The following is a 20,341-nucleotide window of genomic DNA, read 5'->3' as shown; positions in this document are numbered from 1 at the left end:
TCGGCGGGCCAAAGTAGGAAGATTCCGCCAATCATGAGCAGGACCACCAGCCCCGCAGCGAACCACTGCCGACGGCCAGCTCTACGGAACCAACTCATCTCCCAACCCCAATGTCCGACACCCATGACCTACAGAGCCGCTCTGTTCACTTCGTGCTGAAGCACGCGCCAAGCCGCTCGGTACAACTGCCGGGCAAAGCCGATATTTACCGCGATGTACCTCTCGGTGACGCCGAGCTCACTGGCCAGAGCTGCCACCTGCACGGACCTCTCCAGTCCTCGTAGTCCTGGACGAACTATCGTCTGCGCGACGCTACGGAGAACGTTTGTGGGAAGGCAGTTCGCAGCGCACCGGCAGAGATCATCGATGCTTAATCCGGGCTCCGGATGGCAGCCCAAGGCCATGTTGATTGTTTTGGCGGTGTGCCGAACGACAGTTACGGCGTGCCATCGACGCCGGTCCTGGGGAGACGGAGGTCCGTAATGCCTCGGCCCAGTGAGACTGGAAACGGCAAGCTTCCAGGTTTCCTCGCTGACGCTGCGTTGGACCATGCCCAGCATGGCTTGCGCCCAGGCCTGATCAACATAGTTTTCAACGCCGTCWGCCGCCGCTCCAGCACYTATGACAGYRAGRAGCTCGGGTGAGCTTTCCGTCGTCGAGAAGTCMACRAGCAASGGCAACGTTTGRTGRCTAAGCTCGCGCCGGATATGGGCCGCGCAGATTTTGTTGCAAACACCCTGGACCCACGCTTCAAAGGGGATGCCCGGCAGCTCCCGGTAGCGACCCCGCGCAACCCCGTCCCACACGGCGACCCKGATGTCCTGCATGACGTCATCCACATCGCARGAYCGCCCGATTCKCGCAAGCCGGGAAACAACGTAWCGGTGCACGCCATCAACCGCGACCATGATCCGGTCGATCKGGATKRCGGGTTCTTCMGGCGGAGGTGCGTTYCGCAATGAGACATCGACATCARCGACCGTSTCTGAGCCCTTAGTAGATTGATACGCSTTGGCTTCGATTTCCATGGCTTCACCGCTKTGACTGTTCAGAWCGAGTAGTTCGCAGAGTCGCGCAAAAAGGCCACCCCAGTTAGTGGATGCAGAGATCCAAACAACGATCAGAAGAAGCTACAGGAATTATTKTCGAAGATAATTAAAGTATCGTCAAGAGTGCTGTTCTTACTTTTTGCGTTACCTTCAGGAAGAATGACCTTATGCCGAGAATTACGCAGCCYCACGACGCCGCCTGGTCGGCSGACGTCGAAGCTGCCGTTGCAACCTTCGGCAACCGAGCGCGAAACGAAATTCTTCGGTTCCTAGCCTCTAGTGGGCCTGCGACGCGCGGGGATATCGTCACCGCTGTCAGCGCGGGCGATCCCAGYGTGGCCAAGCACCTGGCSGCCCTCGAAGAGGCCGGAGTGGTGATCGTCGACGTCGAGCCTGGACGTAGGCACGGACGCTCACCSCGGTATTCCGCGAACCCTGTCCGAATCAAGGAACTGCTCGACGCYCACMTTAAGTACTTGCTGGAACAGTAGCCGCAKTGTYTTGGAAAGATGTGCCAGACGKTTAGTCTGCSCGCTCCGGCGTCTCATCCCCATCCGACGGCGGACTSGCCGCAGCCYTCTCCCCTTCCGGCCGGCGGCTGATGTCCTTGTTCAGGTACTCCGTGATCGCCCGAAGYGTCTCCGGCGACACRTCACCAAGGGTGCGGGCCGCGAAMGTCTTCACCCTCGCAGCGCGGAGRGATTTCACAAACTCAAGCTGCGAATCAATGCGTTGGGGCAGATCTGCGGCCTCGCTACCCACAAGATAAGCGGGATCCACATTGAAGATTTCGCACAAGGCGCCGAGTAGTGCCGGGTCGCTCACCAGCCTGCCCGTGCCGTCCTTCATRTAGAACCAGCGGGCTCTGGAAAGCTTGATCCCCTTCTCCGCCAGTTTTTCCTGGACTTCGCGGAACGTGACGGGTTGTCCTCGCTCGGCAACGACSACGTCGAGCAGCAGGTTCAARCGGCGTGCAAGTTCGGCCTGGGGCGRGCTTTCCGYGCCCTTGAGRCCYTCTCCATCTCCGGACACGWTTCAYCTCCCAGACCTGAGCTGACTATCGCCAGYGAGCYRCCGATGTTGCCCAGTATTGCYTTGGCCAACTCGCCACGCAATATGTGGGGCTCCGTACTTCCATCGGTATGTAGATGAGCGTATCGTCTTGCTGTAGACCCGTCTACAGCGGGTTAAAGAGATTTCCTCGTCACCTGATTGTGGTCTCCATGGCGAACATCTTGATGAATCGGACGCGAAGCCGCCTCATTCGCTATTTGATCACCCATGGCCCGGCCACCTGCACTGAGGTCGCTGCAGCCCTAAACTTGTCTGATTCCTCTGTCCGCAAACACCTCACTCTTCTGCGCGAAGCGGAAATACTCACTTTGAGATCGGGAACGTATAGGGCACGGGCGGATCAGATCGAGAGACAGCTTGCGGACTTCGCGGCCACGTTTCAGTCAGCGGGCAGTGACTCCAGGAACCGCGTAACCGAGGACTCCCACCTCTCTGAATCGGCGTTCCACTCAAGTGAATGACCTGGAACGTCGAATCGAACCAATTGAACGAGGTCGGGTCGAAGTTCTGCCAAACGCGCCGAAACTTCCACCGGTGTCGATTTGTCCTCGATCCCATGCAGAATGAGCGTTGGCGTCTTGAGGTCACCGGCGCGGGCTACCCAATCCAGTGTGGAAAGATCAATAGGTTGCTCGAGCCCGGTAACCCAGCGTCCTGTTTTCGCACCCAACATTTTCAGCCCAACCCTGGCCATAGGTTCCGGCAACCCACTGGCGCTCCCGTTGAACGTCAACGTCTCAGCCCAATTCAGGACGGGAGCCACCAGCACCAAGCCAATGATCCGATCTGAATGGGCAGAAAGATTCGCGGCACGCACAGCCATGGAACCGCCAAGCGACCATCCGAACAAAACGAGCCTTTTAGCACCGTGGTCCACGGCGAACTGGATGGCCGCTTCGAGATCCAACCACTCGTTCTGGCCCAAAGAGTACCGGGAATCGTTCGACGGCGGCGCTTCGCCGTCGTTGCGGAATGATACGACCATCGATGTCAGACCGAGCCTGTTGGCAACAGGAACGCCGCGAAGGGCACCAGCGCGTTTCCCACCCATTCCGTGTGCGTGGATAGCCCATGTGGAARCCGYMGGACCRGTCGTCGTGGGCWYGAATTTCCATGCRGGTGCCATGCCGTTATCGACYTKRATCTKCACTTCCTCAAAAGGMAGGCCGAGTTGCTCGGSTTTRGAGAAGGCGTAKCCGCTCCAGATGCCRGCKGTAGCRGYGYGTAGGTCRYCGGAGTCRACKCGCTCSACSAGCCGYGTCACTGTTCCSTCGTTCGTGTCTTCGTCTACGACRGCCCCGATACAGGCATGGCCCYTGCCATTGCCRAACCAMAAGCTGTATYGSCCKGGCGCTCTCGTCAATGGCGTMGYCGGCAGTTCGATCCTCAGGRAWCCGTCCWCTCCTACGAAGACTTGCCTTATGGRAAGATCCTCCCGGCGCGTMGTCGTCGGCACCACAACTCGGCGCGCAAAGTAGGCAGCACCCAGGAACGTTATTGCAGCCGCACTTACGGCTCCAAAGGCTAGAGAGCCCAGCACCCTACGCCTCTTCATCGTTGCTCCTGACGTGCTCGTCGATGACATCCCGAAGTCGGGAGAGCGTTTCAGGTGATAAATCCTGTAATTGCCTGGCCGCAAAATTCCTAACCCGAGCCTCGCGCATCGATTTCAAAAGTTTGAGCTGTGCTTCCACCAGCTCGGGTACMTCTGTTGARYCATCRAGCAGGTACCGGCGATCCACGCCRAAGAATRTCGCGAGRTTYTGGAGCAGCTCCTTATCCATAGCCAGGGAGCTATCACCGCTTCGCATGTAGGCCCATCTTGACCGTGACAACGGGGTGCCACGGTCAGCCATGTCTCGACTGATTTCCCTGTAAGGCAAGGGCCCTGCCCCTCGGATCTCATACAGATCCAGCAACAGATTCAACTTGCGGGCGAGCCTCGCCTGCGGCGATTCCGCGGGTTCCACGGCGTCATCTGCCACTAGGCATCATTCCTCCTCCCCCATCCTGCCACGCCGACTCGGCCATCCTGCACGCCTTGATTGGATGCGAGGTAATCCTCTGCGCGAGTCAATGTTTGAAAATCAGCTTCATCCAGCAACTTAGCAGCGTCCGGATCCATCAGGAGTGCATCTTCAATTTCGACAAGCATCCGATGAAGTCTTCGCGTCTCAGCATGACCCCGTTCGATGGCTGCTGCGGACGCCGCCAGGCGTCCATCCTTGCGGGTCGCAGTCGCTTTTTCCCAGGTGGACGTGAGGTTTGCCAGTAAGCCAGCTTGTGTCCTCAGTTGTGCTCGTCGAACGATCCGACGGGCGACCGGTGGCAGGGCCAGCCCAGCACACAGAAACACCATCGCCCCGACAAAACTCATGTCGTAAACAGCGGCCAACTGCTCCATCGTTGACTGCTCTCCCAGAAGATGGGCGACGTCCATTCCCAAGACAGCAAGCACGACAACGAGAGCCAGGGAGCACCCAATGCCAACGAGAGCGAAGGCGACTCGAAAGTAAGACCTGGCCATCCGCCGTCTGAATCTAAAGCACACGCATCCGGTCACGCCGACAACCACCCCGATGTAGACAAACTGGATGGCGGAGTAGAGAGCGGCAGCAAGCTGGTCCCCATAATCCAACATGAATTTCGTTGAGGACACGGGTGCTTCGATGCGGAGGAAAGTTAGGATCAGCCCCGCGGAGACTAGACCCAAAATCAGGAGGCCACGACGGTCCCTGCCTACAGGTGCATCGTTGAGCTCGGCAGCGCGGAGGATTGCCTGGGAAAGGAAGTAAATTCCCACGACCATCAAGATGTTCGCGCACAGATCCAGGAGGTTGCGGCCGCCGAGCGCTCTATCACCCGCGATGTATATCGCGTCGATATTCAAGGAAAGCGCCGTTGCGATCGCTACGGCGGCAACGAGAATGCTGTGGTCTTTTCTGACGCGGGAGCCGGGCAGGAGGCACAGAACGAGGCCCCAGATGACCGCGGCGGCGACTGTCTGGATCACCCGAAAACCTGTTCAAATGATCTTGGCTCCATGGTGCTGTCGCGGATAGCGCCGGCAAGAAGATCGGCGAGAGTTTCAGCTGCGGCCTCCAGGTCGTCAACGAAGCTACTTCGTGCCAAAGCCCGTGACACCATCTCGCCGTCAAGATTTGGGAAGAGGCTGTCGGCATACTCCGAGAAAATGCCCAACTCATCGTGGCGCAGGATCATATGTCCAAGCTCATGAAGGACAAACTGCTGCCTGTGCAACGCTGAATCTGTAACGGCGTGCAGAATGATTTCCCGAGTATCCGTCGACAGCCACAGTCCGCAGACGGACGTGCCGTTAAGGATCATCGTAGCTTCGATCTCGATTCGACGCCGACGTAGGGCGGCCACGATTGCGGTGAGCCCGTCCAGCGTCAGGTGGCTCGGTAGATGTAGCGCCAGAAACGCCTCCTCTGCAATCTGCTCTGGCYCCGATCCTTGCGATGTTTGCTGGTCCATACCGCCCCCTCTTGCAGCTGACAGCAAGCGTGACYGCCRCTGAMGSCAGCCACCGCGGCGCGTTCGGCGCCGAGCTTCAATTGAACGCCTCAGCTCTGGACATGTCCAGAGGAGGATGCATGACGTTGGGCAAGCATGGTCGACAGCTTCAAGGGACGGGTAAAGATCTTCGCGACCGCCTCGGGAAAGCCCTGCGCATGGACGACGCCGCGATCGACGCCGAAGTCTCCTTCCGCTCCGGCTGCCGGAAAATCTCCGACGCCACGGCGGTCGCCAGGGCCCTCGGCTCGCCCGAATTCCCGGTCCTGGGCAAGCTCGGCCGCTCCGGCTACGCCCTGAAGGAGCCGCTGTACGAGGAGCTGCGCCGTCTGTACGCCGGCACCGCTACCACCCCCGATTCGCCCGCCGCATCGACATGATGTTCACTTGGGCAATGAACGACGGCGAAAACGAGGTCAATAGTGCCAGCTGATGTATTCATCTCCTACGCGTGGTCTTCTCAAGCCCACCGTGAGTATGTGAGGCTTCTGGCGAGCCACCTGCACCTGCTCGGTTACGATGTGGCCATCGACGCGAAGCTAGACTACGGCTCAGGTCTAACTGGCTTTATGCGTAACGCTATCGACGCAAAACACGTCCTGGTCGTTGCCGACGAATCCTACGTTGAGAGGGCCGAAAGGGTTCCGGGCTCAGGCGTGGCCATTGAGAATGAATGGCTTCGAGGTGCCTATGACAACAGGCCGGCCAACTGGCTGTCCGTTCTCTTCGTGAACAACCCACGCTTTCAGCTCCCAGCCTGGCTCGCCGACCGCCAACCGAAGGGCTTCGATTTCCACTCAGACCCCGAGTGGGACAACTTCCCTGGATCAGAGCAGATTGACGACTTGTGGCGTTGGATCGAGGGCTTGCCGGCCGATAAGTCGAATGCAACACCCATTCGCGTTATTAAGGATCGCGCAGTACGGCTCGAGCGCATCGCCAACCTGCGAGATCCGGCGCACTGGACAACACCTCACCTAAACGGCGAGGTGCACTTCGAGTATGGCAACCAAGAGCAGGGAACCTACACGCTGGGGCATGACGAACTCACATTCGCCGTGGAAGTATCGGGACACAGCGACAACAGCGTCTACGTCCTTGCGGACAAAGTGAAAGCTGTTGGGCTTGTGCCTGCAGGTGCAGTCAGTCCGGACGACCTCCCCTCCTTTCTTCGACCTGGCAGGTACGTCACGCCGAAGGTGGGCCAGACCGTGGTTCTCATGAATGAGCACGGAATCCTCTGCAGCCTTCGCATTACTGGAGTGCACCGCGAGGTAAATGAAGTTCCATTCGTCCCTGCGCACGTCACTTTCGATTTTGAGGTTCATGCCAACAAATAGGCTCGCTTGCTCATGAGGCCACCTGCGGCATGTGTGCGGACGCGGCCGCCGGCCTCTCGTCGCGAGGATCTGCCGGGTCAGCCCTGTGCGAGCGGGGCGGTGTTCCCTGTCCAGGCAGCGCCGTCCCAATATTCCTGGACGTCGCCTCGCGGATACCAGCCTGCCGGAACGCCAGCCGGGGGCGGAGGCGGCACGGCTGCCGCAGCTCGGGCCGCATCGTCCCTGGCGACCTCGGCCTTCTCCTTCATCTGGAGCATCCCGGCACGCTTCACCTTTGTCGCGAACTCGCGGGCTTTGACCTCATCAAGTCCGGAAACCTTTTCAAGGAACATGTCGTCCGGCGTGGTGACCGTCATGTACACCGCGCTCCGGTCCTTCTTGGCTATCGACCCGATTAGGGCACCGGTCGTTCCAGCGAGGAGTGCCCCGGCTGCAACGCGGGTGCCCGTTACCCGGGCGCTGACGTTCGCACCGGTGTCAATGACGATCTCGCATTCGCTGGCCGACCATGACTTGTTTCCCTTGCTGAGGGTCCGCCCGGAGAGGATCAGGCCACGGAACGTGCCGCTGCTCTTTTTGAAATCGTCGTAGGCTTCGCTGGCCTCCCGAGCACTTCGCATCAGGTCTTTGAAGATCGGCCGAGGAGCCTGGACGACCTCACCCGAGGGCTCGGGCGCTTCCGGCGCTTCGTACTCCACAGCATCGACGGCCTCCTGAAGCTGGGCAGCGAATTCCTGTGCCTCTTTCAGACGACGGCCCGCACCTAGCTGGACTGCGAAAGTGTCAAGCATCGGATTCACGCGCTCCTGGTCAGCGCGCATGATGATGCGAAGGTAACCGGGCTTCCACATGGTGGGGGCGACGAAGTCCACCTCGCGCACGTGCTTCAACGGAATGTCGCGGGGGCTGACCGCCTTCTTTTCGGTCATGGCGACCATCTTGTCGAAGGTCAAAACGACTGTGTCGTCAGCCAGCGCCGCGCTGCCTTCAATGCTTTTGAGCTCCATGCGTCGAATCCTAACTTTTCAGCCAGCGCCCAGCACGGACGCTTGCACCGGACGGCGTGGCTTTCGGTGCCCCCGGCAGACTAGAACCTGCGACCTTCGGTTTAGGAAACCAGCGCTCTATCCGATTGAGCTACGGGAGCAGTCCCGGCGTTGCAGGTCAACACGATGGCAGCACCGAATCCCTACCCCGAATCTGGTGCCATACGGCTTCATGGTCCGTTTATTTATTGGCGGTTGTTCCACGCTAGCTTCGACCACTGCCTGCCACGCGTAACCGTGTCCGTGGTGCCCGCCACACGTCCTCGCCTTTGGTCTTCTGGGGAAGTCCGCCTCGGGTGCCACTCGCTTGCTCAACTTTTCGAACCGCGGGCCGGACGAGAACGCCACCCTTGCTCAATTCGCGGCGGCCAGTCTGACTTTCGAGCGGGTACCGATGAGCCTTTCCTCCTTCACGGGCCCAATGCCGGAGAGCGAAGAACCACTGCTGCCGGGAAGGATCTCACTCAACTTCGCGATCTCCAGGATGTGCTCCGAAGTGAAAATGATCTTGCCCTTGCCCCAGCATGCGTGGGGGAACCGGCCACTGGTCGCGCCGTCGCGCAGCCATGACTCTGTGCAGCGCATCAGCGCGGCAGCTTCAGCGGGTTCAAAAAATTCGATCTCCACGGGAACTCCAAAAGGGAAGGCGTTGCTTTCCACTTTCATGGCCTCGTGGAGACTAACCGACATGACGGGGAGCGCGAGACAGTCAAAGGCTCCCCGAGGCACATATCCGCACGCTGTCACGCAGAGCAGCGTACCGTCACCGCAGAAAGGCTGTCACAGAGCGCTCGGTAGCGTCAGCACCGGCTTGCAGCGCCTCGGGCATCAAATGCCCGTAGACCTGCTCGGTAGTCCGTGTAGAGGCGTGCCCCAGCCGGCGCGAGATGGTAAACATGGGCACGCCGTCCTGGATCAGCCAGGATGCGTGAGTATGGCGGAGGTCGTGGATCCGCGGGTTTTTGGTTAGACCGATAGTCTGCGCCCTGTGAACGGCAGGAACCCAGTAGTGGTGCCAGTAGAGCTTGTGAATGATTCGCCCGCCCTTGGGAGTAGTGAACACAAGTTCTTTCCCCGGCCGGCTCGCTACCAGCGGGATGAGCAGCTCCACGAGTGCCGGGTTCAGTCCGATGGTCCGCTTGCCGGCACCGGTCTTCGTTGCACCAACGTAAAACTTCGACTGGCCGTCCCGTTTCCAAGCCTTGTTGATCCGCGCTGTCGGAGGCTTGGACAGGAGATCCACGTCAGCCACAGTCAGCGCGGTGGCCTCTCCAAAGCGAGTGCCGGTCATGACCAGAAAATTCGTGAAGGCCTTGTAGCGCTCCCCCATCCCCTCCATGATGAGGCTGAACTCAGCATGGGTGAGGAACATAGCCTCGTCCTCAGCCTTCTCAATGGGCGGCAGCTGCACGCCCCGGCAAGGGTTCCGCGGAATGTAGCCCAGCATCTCTGCGGTGTTCATKGCGGCGGAGATGAGGCCATGRACGTTATGRACYGTCTTCGGCGCRAGCCCCTTTGCCATCATCGATTTCACCCARTGCGCGAGCAGYCGATAGTCGAGCTTGTCCGCSGGAACATKACCGATGACATYGCGGACRTGGAGATCCAACATGGTTTGGTACGTCTTGATGGTTCCRCTCGATGGCCGAAYCAASAGATCAATGTGYTCYTGGATGACTTCAGCGATGGTSGGYGTGCGTTTGGCGTTGGAGAGGATRGCGTGCTGGGCRATCTCGAAGGATTGTCCGTTGGCGTCCAGAAGCCTYTTCAGGGTCTCMGCTTCGACGAGCGTGGCGACGGTCAGACCCTGCTGCTCGCGGCTCTTCGGGTCCCGCCACAACACCATGTAGGACGAAGTGCCGTCCTTTTTGGTGCGCTTTCGAATGCTGGCCACACCACAAACGGTACGCCGCTGTCAACACTTTGAGCGGTTTTGTCAACACCCAAAGACGAAACAGGCCTCTGAMCTGCGGAAACACTGTGCCCGAGGTGGGACTCGAACCCACACACCTTTCGATACCGCATTTTGAGTGCGGCGCGTCTGCCAATTCCGCCACTCGGGCGCGGAGTACACCGGTGTAACAATCACTCAACCACWGTGCTGTGAGCAACGCGATCGCTTCCAGTGCGCGAAATTACTCTACATGCAGATAGGCTGAATTCCAGAATCGCGCCAGTGACGCCGCATCGAACCAAACCGGTCCAAGTACATTGGCGGACAAAACCTATGATGGTGGAGTTCCCGCCGTACCTTTCCAAGGAGTTCCCGTGTCAGAACAGACGGAGTCATCCCCCAMTTCCCAGCCGGCGCGCCGCGTTGTTGTCGCCGAGGATGAGACCCTCATCCGCCTGGACATCATCGAGATCCTGCGCGGCGAAGGCTACGACGTCGTCGGCGAGGCGGACAACGGCGAGAAGGCCGTGCAGCTTGCCGAGGAGCTCAAGCCCGACCTGGTCCTGATGGACGTCAAGATGCCCGTCATGGACGGCATCTCGGCCGCAGAAAAGATCGTCAAGGCCCGGATCGCCCCCGTGGTCCTGCTSACSGCCTTCAGCCAGAAGGAACTGGTGGAGCGGGCCCGCGACGCCGGCGCCATGGCGTACGTGGTSAAGCCCTTCACCCCGGCGGACCTCATCCCGGCGCTGGAGATCGCGCTGTCCCGCCACGAGGAGATCAAGGCCCTCGAGAGCGAGGTCACCGACCTGCAGGAGCAGTTCGCCACCCGCAAGCTCGTGGAGCGCGCCAAGAGCCTCCTGACCACCAARATGGGCCTSACGGAGCCGGAAGCCTTCCGCTGGATCCAGAAGACCTCGATGGACCGCCGYCTGAGCATGCGCGAGGTCGCCGAGACCATCATCAACCAGGTCAACTAGCCACCAMCCGGCACCAAACSGCGCAAGCTGCAAAGCAACAAAAGCACCAAAGCAAAAAGGGAGGATCCCCGCCAACCGGCGGGGATCCTCCCTTTTKCGTTCAAGCGTTCCGAACTAGGCCTGGGCCCGGTTCTTCTTCTTCTTTTCCGGCCACGGGCCGACCTTGTCCTTGGTCACGGCTGCTTCGCCCTGCGTGCCGATGTCGGCGAGGTCGCCCACCTTGTGGACCTTCAGCAGGTTCGTGGAACCGGCCTTTCCGGGAGGCGAACCGGCGGCGATGACCACCAGGTCACCGTCCTCGACGACGTTCAGCTCGAGCAGGCTGCGGTCAACCTGGGCCGTCATCTCGTCGGTGTGGCCCACCATCGGGACCAGGACCGGCTGGATGCCCCACGTGAGCGCGAGCTGGTTCCAGACGTGCTCCACCGGGGTGAAGGCGAAGACCGGCTTGATGGGGCGCAGGCGCGAGAGGCGGCGAGCCGAGTCACCGGACTGGGTGAAGGTACAGATGTACTTCGCTTCCAGCTGGTCGGCGATCTCGACGGCGGCACGGGTGATGGCGCCGCCACGGGTCTTGGGCTTGGTGCCCAGCGGGGGGACGCGCTCGAGGCCGTGGACCTCGGTGGACTCGATGATCCTGGCCATGACCTTGACGGTCTCGATCGGGTACTTGCCCACGCTGGTCTCGCCCGAAAGCATGACCGCGTCGGCGCCGTCGAGCACCGCGTTGGCGCAGTCGGAAGCCTCGGCACGCGTCGGGCGCGGGTTGTCGATCATGGACTCGAGGACCTGGGTGGCCACGATGACCGGCTTGGCCCAGCGGCGTGCCAGTTCGATGGCGCGCTTCTGCACGATCGGCACTTCCTCGAGGGGAAGTTCCACGCCGAGGTCGCCGCGGGCCACCATGATGGCGTCGAASGCGTCGATGATCTCGGGGAGCTGCTCCACGGCCTGCGGCTTYTCGATCTTGGCRATCACCGGCACGCGGCGGCCTTCTTCGTCCATGATCTCGTGGACGCGGGTGATGTCCGARGCGTCCCGGACGAAGGACAGGGCAACCATGTCCACGCCGCGGCGCATGGCCCAGCGCAGATCGTCCTCGTCCTTTTCGCTCAGCGCCGGGACGTTGACCGCRACGCCGGGCAGGTTGATGCCCTTGTTGTTGGAGACCCAGCCGCCAACAATYACCTGGGCAACMACYTTGACGGCGTCGACGTCGATCGCGCGSAGGGCGACCTTGCCGTCGTCGATCAGCAGGGCGTCACCGGGGTTGACGTCCTCGGTGAGGCTCTTGAGCGTCGTGGAGCAGATGTCCTTGGTGCCGGGAACGTCCTCSGTGGTGATGGTGAACGTGTCACCGACCTCCAGCAGGTGCGGTCCRTCAACGAAGCGGCCCAGGCGGATCTTGGGGCCCTGCAGGTCRGCCATGATGGCCACGGCCTTGCCGAGCTGTGCCGCTGCCTTGCGGACGTTCTCGTAGGTGTTGTCGTGCACGGAGTAATCGCCGTGGCTCATGTTCATGCGTGCCACGTCGACGCCGGCTTCCAGCACGGCAAGCGTGTTCTCGAAGCTTGCGATTGCCGGTCCGAACGTGGCCACGATTTTAGCGCGTCTCATATACCTACCCTAGTGGTCTGTTGCATGGATGAAGTTGAAGCGAGGATGAATCCCGGATGACCTGCAGAACCAGTGTCCTGCCGGACTACAAAACAGCCATCGCCCGGTCGGTCGGCGCYACGGGTGCCGGCAGGATGGTGCTGCCCATCAGGAACTTGTCCACCGCCGCGGCGCAGGCGCGCCCTTCGGCGATGGCCCAGACGATGAGTGACTGGCCGCGGCCGGCGTCGCCGGCCACGAAGATGCCCTCGGTGTTGGTCATGTAGTAGCCGTCRCGGGCCACGTTGCCGCGGCCGTCGAAGTCGGCCTGGACCTGGTCGGTGATCCCGGCCGGCTCGGCGCCGGTGAAGCCCAGGGACARGAAGACGAGGTCCGCCGGAATGATCCGCTCGGTGCCGGCCTTCGGGAGGCGCTTGCCGTCCACGAATTCCGTCTCGGCCACCTTGACGCCCGTGAGCTTGCCGTTTTCSCCGACGAACTCCACGGTGGAGGCGAGGTACGTGCGTTCGCCGCCTTCCTCRTGGGCGCTGGCGACCTCGAACAGRGTGGGGAACGTCGGCCAYGGCTGGTGCCCGGCACGTTCGAGCGGCGGCTGCTTGCCGATCGCCAGGGTGGTCACGGAGGCGGCCTGGTGCCGGTGCGCGGTGCCGAGGCAGTCCGCGCCGGTRTCSCCGCCGCCGAGGATGACGACGTGCTTGCCCGCGGCGTTGATCTGGTTCGCCACGGTCTCCCCCGCCACCACGCGGTTGRCCGGCACGAGGTAGTCCATGGCGAAGTGGACGCCCTCGAGCTGGCGGCCCGGGATCGGCAGATCACGCGGGACGGTGGCGCCGGTGGCGATCACGACGGCGTCGTACCGGCGGCGCAGCTGCTCCCASGTCACGTCGGTGCCGACKGCCACGCCGGTGCGGAAGCGGGTGCCTTCGGCCTTCATCTGCTCCAGCCGGCGGTCCACCTGCTCTTTTTCCATCTTGAAGTCGGGGATCCCGTAGCGCAGGAGCCCGCCGATCTTGTCGTCGCGCTCGTAGACGGCCACKGTGTGGCCCACGCGGGTCAGCTGCTGGGCGACGGCGAGCCCGGCGGGGCCGGAGCCGACGACGGCGACCGTCTTGCCGGTCAGTCGCGCCGGGGGCAGCGGGTTGACCCAGCCGTTCTCGAAGGCCTGGTCCACGATCGAGACCTCGACCTGCTTGATGGTCACTGCGGGCTGGTTGATGCCCAGCACGCAGGAGGCCTCGCAGGGGGCCGGGCACAGCCGGCCGGTCCACTCGGGGAAGTTGTTGGTGGCGTGCAGCCGCTCCATCGCTTCCTCGCCCTTGTCCCGCCAGATGAGGTCGTTCCATTCCGGGATGAGGTTGCCCAGYGGGCAGCCCTGGTGGCAGAACGGCACGCCGCAGTCCATGCAGCGGCCGGCCTGGCTCTTCAGGACACCCTTCTCCTGGGCYTCGTAGACCTCTTTCCAGTCCATGATGCGGACGGGAACGGGACGGCGCGGCTGGGTTTCACGCTGACGTACTTTCAGAAATCCGCGTGGATCAGCCACCGGTCACCTCCAGGATTCGAGACCAAACTTCTTCGCCGTCGGGGTCCAGGCCCTCTTCGATGGCGTCAAGACGGGTTTGCAGGACGGCCGCGTAGTCGCGCGGCAGYACCTTGGTTATGCGGGCTGCGGTGTCATCGAAGTTTTCGAGGAGCCGTGCCCCGAGCAGTGACTCGGTTTCCTCGACGTGCTTGACGAGCAGCCCGTGGACGATGTCGCGGTCCTCGGCGTCGAGCTCGCGCAGCTGCAGCTCGCCGGACTCGAGGGCCTGCTTGTTGACGCGTTCGGTCTGGAGGTCCAGCACATAGGCTGTGCCCCCGGACATGCCGGCGCCGAAGTTGCGGCCGGTGCGGCCGATGATGAGCGTCTGGCCGCCAGTCATGTACTCGCAGCCGTGGTCCCCGATGCCCTCGGCCACCGCGGTGGCGCCGGAGTTGCGGACCAGGAAGCGTTCGCCCACCTGGCCGCGCAGGAACATCTCGCCGCTCGTGGCGCCGTAGCCGATCACGTTGCCGGCAATGACGTTGCGCTCGGCCGGGAAAACGTTGGTGCGGTCCGGCCGGACAATGATGCGGCCGCCGGAAAGTCCCTTGCCGACGTAGTCGTTGGAGTCGCCGAACATGCGCAGCGTGATACCGGCGGGCAGGAACGCGCCGAGGGACTGGCCCGCGGTGCCAGTGAGCGTGATGTCAATGGTGTCCGTGGCCAGCACGTCGGTGCTGAAGGTCTTGGTGACGACGTGGCCCAGCATGGTGCCGACGGAGCGGTCCGTGTTGATGACGTTCACCGAGATCTTCACCGGGGTGCGGTCGCTGAGGGCTTCGGCTGCCATGGCGATCAGGCGCTGGTCGAAGTGCTTGTCCAGCTCGTGGTTCTGGCCGGTGAGGTTGCGCAGCGGCGCGTCGTCGTCGAACTCAAGGCCGTGCAGGATCGGATCCAGGTCCAGCCCTTCGGCCTTCCAGTGGCTGATCGCTTCACGGGAGTCGAGCATTTCGGCATGGCCGATCGCCTCCTCGATGCTGCGGAAACCCAGTTCCGCGAGGATTTCGCGGACCTCCTCGGCGAGGAATTCGAAGAAGTTGACCACGAATTCTGGCTTGCCGTTGAACCGGGAGCGCAGCTCGGGGTTCTGGGTCGCGACGCCCACCGGGCAGGTGTCCAGGTGGCAGACGCGCATCATGATGCAGCCGGAGACCACCAGCGGAGCGGTGGCGAAACCAAACTCCTCGCCGCCAAGCAGYGCGGCGATCACRACGTCGCGGCCGGTTTTGAGCTGGCCRTCCACCTGTACCACYACACGGTCGCGCAGGCCGTTGAGCATGAGSGTCTGCTGGGTCTCGGCGAGGCCGAGCTCCCAGGGGACACCGGCGTGCTTGAGCGAGTTCAGCGGMGAGGCGCCGGTACCGCCGTCGTGCCCGGAAACCAGGACGACGTCGGCCTTCGCCTTGGTCACGCCGGCCGCCACGGTGCCGATTCCGACCTCGGAGACRAGCTTGACGTGCACGCGGGCCGAGGGGTTGGCGCGCTTGGCGTCRTAGATCAGCTGCGCGAGGTCCTCGATGGAGTAGATGTCGTGGTGCGGGGGCGGCGAGATGAGGCCGACGCCGGGTGTGGAGTGCCGCGTGCGGGCCACCCAGGGGTAGACCTTCTGCGCCATCAGCTGGCCGCCCTCGCCGGGCTTGGCACCCTGCGCCATCTTGATCTGGATGTCATCGGCGTTGGAYAGGTACAGGCTCGTGACGCCGAAGCGGCCCGAGGCGATCTGCTTGACCGCTGACCGGCGGGTGGGATCGAGCAGGCGGTCCACGTCCTCGCCGCCTTCACCGGTGTTGGACTTGCCGCCCAGCCGGTTCATGGCGATCGCGAGGGTCTCGTGGGCTTCCTGCGAGATGGAGCCGTAGCTCATGGCGCCGGTGGAGAACCGCTTGACGATGCTGGAGACAGGCTCCACTTCCTCCAGCGGCACGGCGGGACGCAGGCCGGCCTTGAACTTCAGCAGCCCGCGCAGGGTCATGAGGTTCTCGGACTGGTCGTCCACGCCCCGGGTGTAGGCCTTGAAGATGTCRTAGCGGCGTTCACGYGTGGCGTGCTGCAGCCGGAAGACGGTCTCGGGGTTGAACAGGTGGGGTTCKCCGTCGCGGCGCCACTGGTACTCGCCGCCGCCCAGCAGGGGCTGGTGSGGCAGTTCGATGCCGTTCTCGGGGTASGCCATGCGGTGCCGGGCCAGGACCTCGGCGGCAATGACATCGAGGCCGACGCCGCCGAGCTGGGAGTGCGTGCCGGAGAAGTACTCGTCCACGAGTTCCTGGCCGAGGCCGAGGGCTTCGAAGGTCTGGGCACCGGTGTAGGAGGCCACGGTGGAGATGCCCATYTTGGACATGATCTTCAGGACGCCCTTGCCGAGGCCCTTGATCAGGTTGTAGACGCCATCATGCGGGGTGACCCCCACGACGTCGCCKGTGGCGATGAGCTGTTCCACGGATTCCATGGCCAGGTACGGGTTCACGGCGGAGGCGCCGTAGCCGATCAGSACGGCGACGTGRTGCGTCTCGCGGACGTCGCCGGCCTCSACCACGAGCGCGGTCTTGGTGCGGTTGGCGCTGCGCAGCAGGTGGTGGTGCACGGCGCTGACCAGCARCAGGGACGGGATCGGCGCCCACTGGGCGTTCGAGTCGCGGTCCGAGAGCACGACGTACTGGACGCCGCGGTTGATGGCGCCGGAGACCTGCTCGCAGATYTCGGTSAGCCGGGCSCGGAGGGCGTGCTCGCCGCCTTCGGGGCGGTAYAGTCCGCGGACCTTCATGGCGACCCTGTCGCCGTCGGCGCTCTCGATGTTCGCGATCTTGGCGAGCTGGTCGTTGTTGATCACKGGGAACGGCAGCGCGACCTGCGGCTGGCGGACCTGCTTGGTGTCMAGCAGGTTCCCGTTCGGGCCGATCGCGCACATCAGGGASGTGACGAGCTCTTCACGGATGGCGTCCAGCGGCGGGTTSGTGACCTGGGCGAAGGACTGCACGAAGTAGTCGAAGAGCAGCCGGGGCCGCTTGGACAGCACGGCCACGGGCGTGTCCGAGCCCATGGCGCCCAGCGGCTCGGCGCCGGTGCGGGCCATGGGGCCGAGCAAGATCTTCAGTTCCTCGGTGGTGTAGCCGAAGGTCCGCTGGCGGATGTTGACCGAGGCGGCGGTGTGGACCACGTGCTCRCGCTCGGGGAGGTCCTTGAGGTCGATCAGGTTGTCCTTGAGCCATTCGGCCCACGGGTTCGCGGCGGCGACCTCGGCCTTGACCTCGGCGTCGTCAATGATCCGGCCGGACCCGGTGTCCACCAGGAACATCTTGCCCGGGGAGACGCGGCCCTTCTTGACCACCTTGGAAGGTTCGACGTCGATCACGCCGACTTCGGAAGCGAAGACGACAAGCCCGTCTTCGGTGATCCAGTACCGTCCCGGGCGCAGGCCGTTGCGGTCCAGGGTGGCACCGACCAGGTTGCCGTCCGTGAAGGAAACGGCCGCGGGGCCGTCCCACGGCTCCATGAGCATGGAGTGGTATTCGTAGAAGGCGCGGCGTGCCGGATCCATGGTGGCGTGGTTTTCCCAAGCCTCCGGGATCATCATCATGATCGAGTGCGTGATGGGCCGGCCGGAGAGCCAGAGCAGCTCCGCCACCTCATCGAAGGACGCCGAGTCGGAGGCGCCCGGGGTGCAGATGGGGAACAGCTCTTCCGGAGAGTCCCCCAGCAGCGGGCTGGAGAGCTGCGACTGCCGTGCCCGCATCCAGTTGCGGTTGCCCTTGACGGTGTTGATCTCGCCGTTATGCGCGATGGTGCGGAAGGGCTGCGCCAGGGGCCAGGACGGGAAGGTGTTGGTGGAGAAGCGCGAGTGGACGATCGCGAGCTTGGTCTTGAAGCGCTTGTCCGAGAGGTCCGGGTAGAACGGCTCCAGCTGGGCGGTGGTGAGCATGCCCTTGTAGACGATGGTCCGGGARGACAGCGACGGGAAGTACACGCCGAACTTGTTCTGGGCGCGCTTGCGGATCCGCCAGGCGCGGGAATCGAGCTCGTTGCGCTCGAGGGTTTCGCCGGTGCTGGAGGCGAAGAAGGGCTGCGAGAARTGCGGCATRCAGGCCCGGGCCATGGCGCCGACGAGGTCAGCGACGATCGGGACTTCGCGCCAGCCGAGAACGGTCAGGCCCTCGTCCGCGGCGAGGCCTTCGATGCCGGCGCGGGCGGCGTCGGATTCGCGCTGCTCGGCGGGCAGGAACGCGGTTCCCACSACGTACTGGCCGGGGGCCGGAAGTTCGAAGTCGGTGACTGCGCGGAAGAATTCGTCCGGGACCTGCATGAGGAGGCCGGCGCCGTCGCCGGTACCTTCATCRGCTCCSACGGCACCGCGGTGCTCGAGGTTGCGCAGGGCGGTCAGGGCGGCGTCGACGATGTCATAGCCAGGCTCGCCGCGGAGCGTGGCGATGATGGCCAGGCCGCAGGCGTCCTTCTCATTCTCCGGGTTGTAAAGTCCGGCAGCGGCCGGAATCGCGGCGAACCTGCTGAAGGGTGACGTGGCGGCCGTGGGCTGGTCCGGAACGGACCAGCTGGGGCTGTGACGAGTTTGGGTCATTGGAGACGTCCTTCCTCCTGATCGTGCGTATGGGAGGGACAACATTGGCCCCACTCAGCACGCCGGTGTGACGGGCGCTACAGAGTGTTTTTCTAACTGGAATTGTAGGCCAGCCCGGCCTCCTGTACTAACAGTTACGCAGGTGCTGACCCGGGCTTGCGTGGACAGCGCCTATCTGCTGCCCACTGCAATCCCTCTTGCCACGACGCTGTGGAGTCGGGCCCTGCGAGCGGTGGCTCCGCAACCCGATGTCCGGCGCTGAGCTACTTGGTGCCCTCAGCCTCCGGGGCGGTTCCAGTTSCCTGGCGGCCGGATACTCCGGCTGCCGGAACTCCGGTGGCGGGCATGGTGCCGCCGGTGGAGTCCYTGACCGCATCCGAGGATGCGGGGACTGGCCCGCTTTGGTTATTCCGGAGATTATCACGGGATTCACTATCTGAGACAGCAGCGTCCGAATGGTGGATGGWTGCCGCGTCYGCGGGGACGGTGGCGCGCTYCCCTTCTTCGACGTCGGTTTCTTCGACGTCAGTCGCCGCGGCGYCAGCCGCTTCRGTAGCCGTTTTGGGCTCGGCAGGCTTCTTCGCGGCCTTGGTYTCCGCGGACTTTTCCTCCGCRGTCCCTGGCTCCGCAGCCTTGGCCTCCGCTGCCTTGGCGTCAGCAGTTTTTGCGTCAGCAGTCTTTGCTTCGGCTGTCTCTGCTTCCGCAGTCTCTGCTTCCGCCGTCTTTTCTTCGACAGCATTCTCTTCGGCCGGTTCCCGTCCSGGAAGGAACGGGGTGTCCGGCTCCGAGSGCTTCCGCAGSCCCAGGATGATGAAGGCGATCAGGGCTCCGGCAAAGACRAAGATGCTGGTCCAGACGTTGAGCCTGGTGGTGATCCCGAAGAGGCTGATCTGCTCGGCGTCGTCGATCCGCATGGCCTCGATCCAGACGCGGCCCAGCGTGTAGTACATGGCGTAGAGGCAGAACAGGCGGCCGCGGCGGAAGCTGAATCGCCGGTCCAGGGCCAGCAGGATCAGGACACCGGCCAGGTTCCACAGCGACTCGTAGAGGAACGTCGGGTGGAAGAGCGTGTCCGCGGGCATGCCGGCCGGGAAATTGGGGCTGTTGGGATCGATCTGCAGCCCCCACGGCAGCGTGGTGGGGCCGCCGAAGAGCTCCTGGTTGAAGTAGTTGCCCCACCGGCCGATCGCCTGGGCGAGCAGCAGCCCGGGGGCCGCGGCGTCCAGGAACGCGCTCAGCTTCACCCCGGCACGCCGGCAGCCGATCCAGGCACCGACGGCGCCCAGCACGACGGCGCCCCAGATGCCGAGGCCGCCGCGCTGGATCTGCGGAATCAGGGACAGGTCCCCCGTGCCGTCAAAGCCRGGGCCGAAGTAGGCATCGGGCGAGGAGAACACGTGGTAGAGCCGTCCRCCGATRATGCCGAACGGGATGGCCCAGATGGCGATGTCCCAGACGCTGCCCTCAGGGGCRCCGCGGCGCGCCCAGCGGACCGAGGTCAGCCACAGGCCGGCGATGATGCCGGCGAGGATGCACAGGGCGTAGGCGTGGATGCGCAGGGCCCCCCACGGCAGCGGGATGTCGAATCCGGACCAGCTGGGGCTCGGAATGCTCGCGGGAATCATCGCCGCCGCGTGGAGGACTGACTGCAT

Annotated in this window: 16 protein-coding genes and 1 tRNA gene; 5 read left to right on the top strand and 12 right to left on the bottom strand. The window is 63.2% G+C overall.

Annotated features, from left to right (window positions below; genetic code table 11):
* The first annotated feature begins 1,216 nt into the window (after positions 1 to 1,216).
* Entirely contained in the window at positions 1,217 to 1,540 is a 324-nt protein-coding gene (locus tag AC1DEY_RS17725; protein ID WP_476869103.1) for an ArsR/SmtB family transcription factor, read from the top strand.
* Between the two features lie 31 nt (positions 1,541 to 1,571).
* Here AC1DEY_RS17725 and AC1DEY_RS17720 read toward each other — a convergent pair whose 3' ends face one another.
* Entirely contained in the window at positions 1,572 to 2,015 is a 444-nt protein-coding gene (locus tag AC1DEY_RS17720; RefSeq protein WP_476869102.1) for a hypothetical protein, read from the bottom strand.
* A gap of 182 nt (positions 2,016 to 2,197) precedes the next feature.
* Here AC1DEY_RS17720 and AC1DEY_RS17715 point away from each other — a divergent pair, with 182 nt between their 5' ends.
* A complete protein-coding gene (locus AC1DEY_RS17715; RefSeq protein ID WP_476869101.1) occupies positions 2,198 to 2,584 on the top strand; it encodes a winged helix-turn-helix domain-containing protein in 387 nt (128 codons plus the stop codon).
* Here the strand turns inward: AC1DEY_RS17715 and AC1DEY_RS17710 are convergent.
* The 3 genes from AC1DEY_RS17710 to AC1DEY_RS17700 form a co-directional block, all read right to left on the bottom strand.
* Positions 2,503 to 3,174: an alpha/beta hydrolase family protein gene (locus AC1DEY_RS17710; RefSeq protein WP_476869100.1), complete on the bottom strand. Its 672-nt coding sequence runs from the start codon at positions 3,172 to 3,174 to the stop codon at positions 2,503 to 2,505. The two genes, AC1DEY_RS17715 and AC1DEY_RS17710, sit on opposite strands and share 82 nt — an antisense overlap.
* 933 nt (positions 3,175 to 4,107) lie before the next feature.
* Positions 4,108 to 5,136: a hypothetical protein gene (locus tag AC1DEY_RS17705; protein WP_476869099.1), complete on the bottom strand. Its 1,029-nt coding sequence runs from the start codon at positions 5,134 to 5,136 to the stop codon at positions 4,108 to 4,110.
* Entirely contained in the window at positions 5,133 to 5,621 is a 489-nt protein-coding gene (locus tag AC1DEY_RS17700; RefSeq protein ID WP_476869098.1) for a hypothetical protein, read from the bottom strand. Before AC1DEY_RS17700 ends, AC1DEY_RS17705 begins: the two co-directional genes overlap by 4 nt.
* 119 nt (positions 5,622 to 5,740) lie before the next feature.
* On the opposite strand from AC1DEY_RS17700, the gene AC1DEY_RS17695 reads away from it, so the two are divergent.
* Together AC1DEY_RS17695 and AC1DEY_RS17690 are read left to right on the top strand one after the other, a co-directional pair.
* Positions 5,741 to 6,040: a hypothetical protein gene (locus AC1DEY_RS17695; protein WP_476869097.1), complete on the top strand. Its 300-nt coding sequence runs from the start codon at positions 5,741 to 5,743 to the stop codon at positions 6,038 to 6,040.
* A 42-nt stretch (positions 6,041 to 6,082) separates the two neighbouring features.
* Positions 6,083 to 7,000, top strand: coding sequence for a toll/interleukin-1 receptor domain-containing protein (locus AC1DEY_RS17690; protein WP_476869096.1), 918 nt, complete (start codon positions 6,083 to 6,085; stop codon positions 6,998 to 7,000).
* Positions 7,001 to 7,077: 77 nt separating this feature from the next.
* On the opposite strand, the gene AC1DEY_RS17685 is transcribed toward AC1DEY_RS17690, so the two are convergent.
* The 4 genes from AC1DEY_RS17685 to AC1DEY_RS17670 all read right to left on the bottom strand — a co-directional run bounded on the left by AC1DEY_RS17685 (position 7,078) and on the right by AC1DEY_RS17670 (position 10,109).
* Positions 7,078 to 8,007 carry a DUF4429 domain-containing protein gene (locus AC1DEY_RS17685; protein ID WP_476869095.1) on the bottom strand — a complete coding sequence of 310 codons (930 nt, stop codon included), beginning with the start codon at positions 8,005 to 8,007 and terminating at the stop codon, positions 7,078 to 7,080.
* A 393-nt stretch (positions 8,008 to 8,400) separates the two neighbouring features.
* A complete protein-coding gene (locus AC1DEY_RS17680; RefSeq protein WP_476869094.1) occupies positions 8,401 to 8,673 on the bottom strand; it encodes a hypothetical protein in 273 nt (90 codons plus the stop codon).
* 136 nt (positions 8,674 to 8,809) lie between these two features.
* Complete coding sequence (locus tag AC1DEY_RS17675) at positions 8,810 to 9,508, bottom strand: site-specific integrase (RefSeq protein WP_476869093.1); 699 nt, start codon at positions 9,506 to 9,508, stop codon at positions 8,810 to 8,812.
* A gap of 519 nt (positions 9,509 to 10,027) precedes the next feature.
* Positions 10,028 to 10,109, bottom strand: a tRNA-Leu gene (locus AC1DEY_RS17670).
* A 205-nt stretch (positions 10,110 to 10,314) separates the two neighbouring features.
* On the opposite strand from AC1DEY_RS17670, the gene AC1DEY_RS17665 reads away from it, so the two are divergent.
* On the top strand, positions 10,315 to 10,920 hold the full coding sequence (locus AC1DEY_RS17665) for an ANTAR domain-containing response regulator (RefSeq protein ID WP_476869092.1): 606 nt from the start codon (positions 10,315 to 10,317) through the stop codon (positions 10,918 to 10,920).
* A gap of 114 nt (positions 10,921 to 11,034) precedes the next feature.
* On the opposite strand, the gene pyk is transcribed toward AC1DEY_RS17665, so the two are convergent.
* The 4 genes from pyk to lgt all read right to left on the bottom strand — a co-directional run bounded on the left by pyk (position 11,035) and on the right by lgt (position 20,341).
* Positions 11,035 to 12,537: a pyruvate kinase gene (gene pyk, locus AC1DEY_RS17660; RefSeq protein WP_476869091.1), complete on the bottom strand. Its 1,503-nt coding sequence runs from the start codon at positions 12,535 to 12,537 to the stop codon at positions 11,035 to 11,037.
* Positions 12,538 to 12,622: 85 nt separating this feature from the next.
* Positions 12,623 to 14,080 carry a glutamate synthase subunit beta gene (locus AC1DEY_RS17655; protein WP_476869090.1) on the bottom strand — a complete coding sequence of 486 codons (1,458 nt, stop codon included), beginning with the start codon at positions 14,078 to 14,080 and terminating at the stop codon, positions 12,623 to 12,625.
* Complete coding sequence (gene gltB / locus AC1DEY_RS17650; protein ID WP_476869089.1) at positions 14,073 to 18,689, bottom strand: glutamate synthase large subunit; 4,617 nt, start codon at positions 18,687 to 18,689, stop codon at positions 14,073 to 14,075. Before gltB ends, AC1DEY_RS17655 begins: the two co-directional genes overlap by 8 nt.
* A 263-nt stretch (positions 18,690 to 18,952) precedes the next feature.
* Positions 18,953 to 20,341, bottom strand: coding sequence for a prolipoprotein diacylglyceryl transferase (gene lgt, locus AC1DEY_RS17645; RefSeq protein ID WP_476869088.1), 1,389 nt, complete (start codon positions 20,339 to 20,341; stop codon positions 18,953 to 18,955).

It is taken from the genome of Arthrobacter sp. 05T47, from assembly GCF_056395825.1.
Note: the sequence above shows the minus strand (reverse complement) of the source record. Positions and strands in the feature narration are given on the sequence as shown.

Coding starts and splice junctions, on each gene's coding strand:
- AC1DEY_RS17695 (WP_476869097.1), top strand. CDS start 5,741: ATGACGTTGGGCAAGCATGGTCGACAGCTTCAAGGGACGGGTAAAGAT.
- AC1DEY_RS17685 (WP_476869095.1), bottom strand. CDS start 8,007: ATGGAGCTCAAAAGCATTGAAGGCAGCGCGGCGCTGGCTGACGACACA.
- AC1DEY_RS17675 (WP_476869093.1), bottom strand. CDS start 9,508: ATGAACACCGCAGAGATGCTGGGCTACATTCCGCGGAACCCTTGCCGG.
- AC1DEY_RS17715 (WP_476869101.1), top strand. CDS start 2,198: ATGAGCGTATCGTCTTGCTGTAGACCCGTCTACAGCGGGTTAAAGAGA.
- AC1DEY_RS17710 (WP_476869100.1), bottom strand. CDS start 3,174: ATGGGTGGGAAACGCGCTGGTGCCCTTCGCGGCGTTCCTGTTGCCAAC.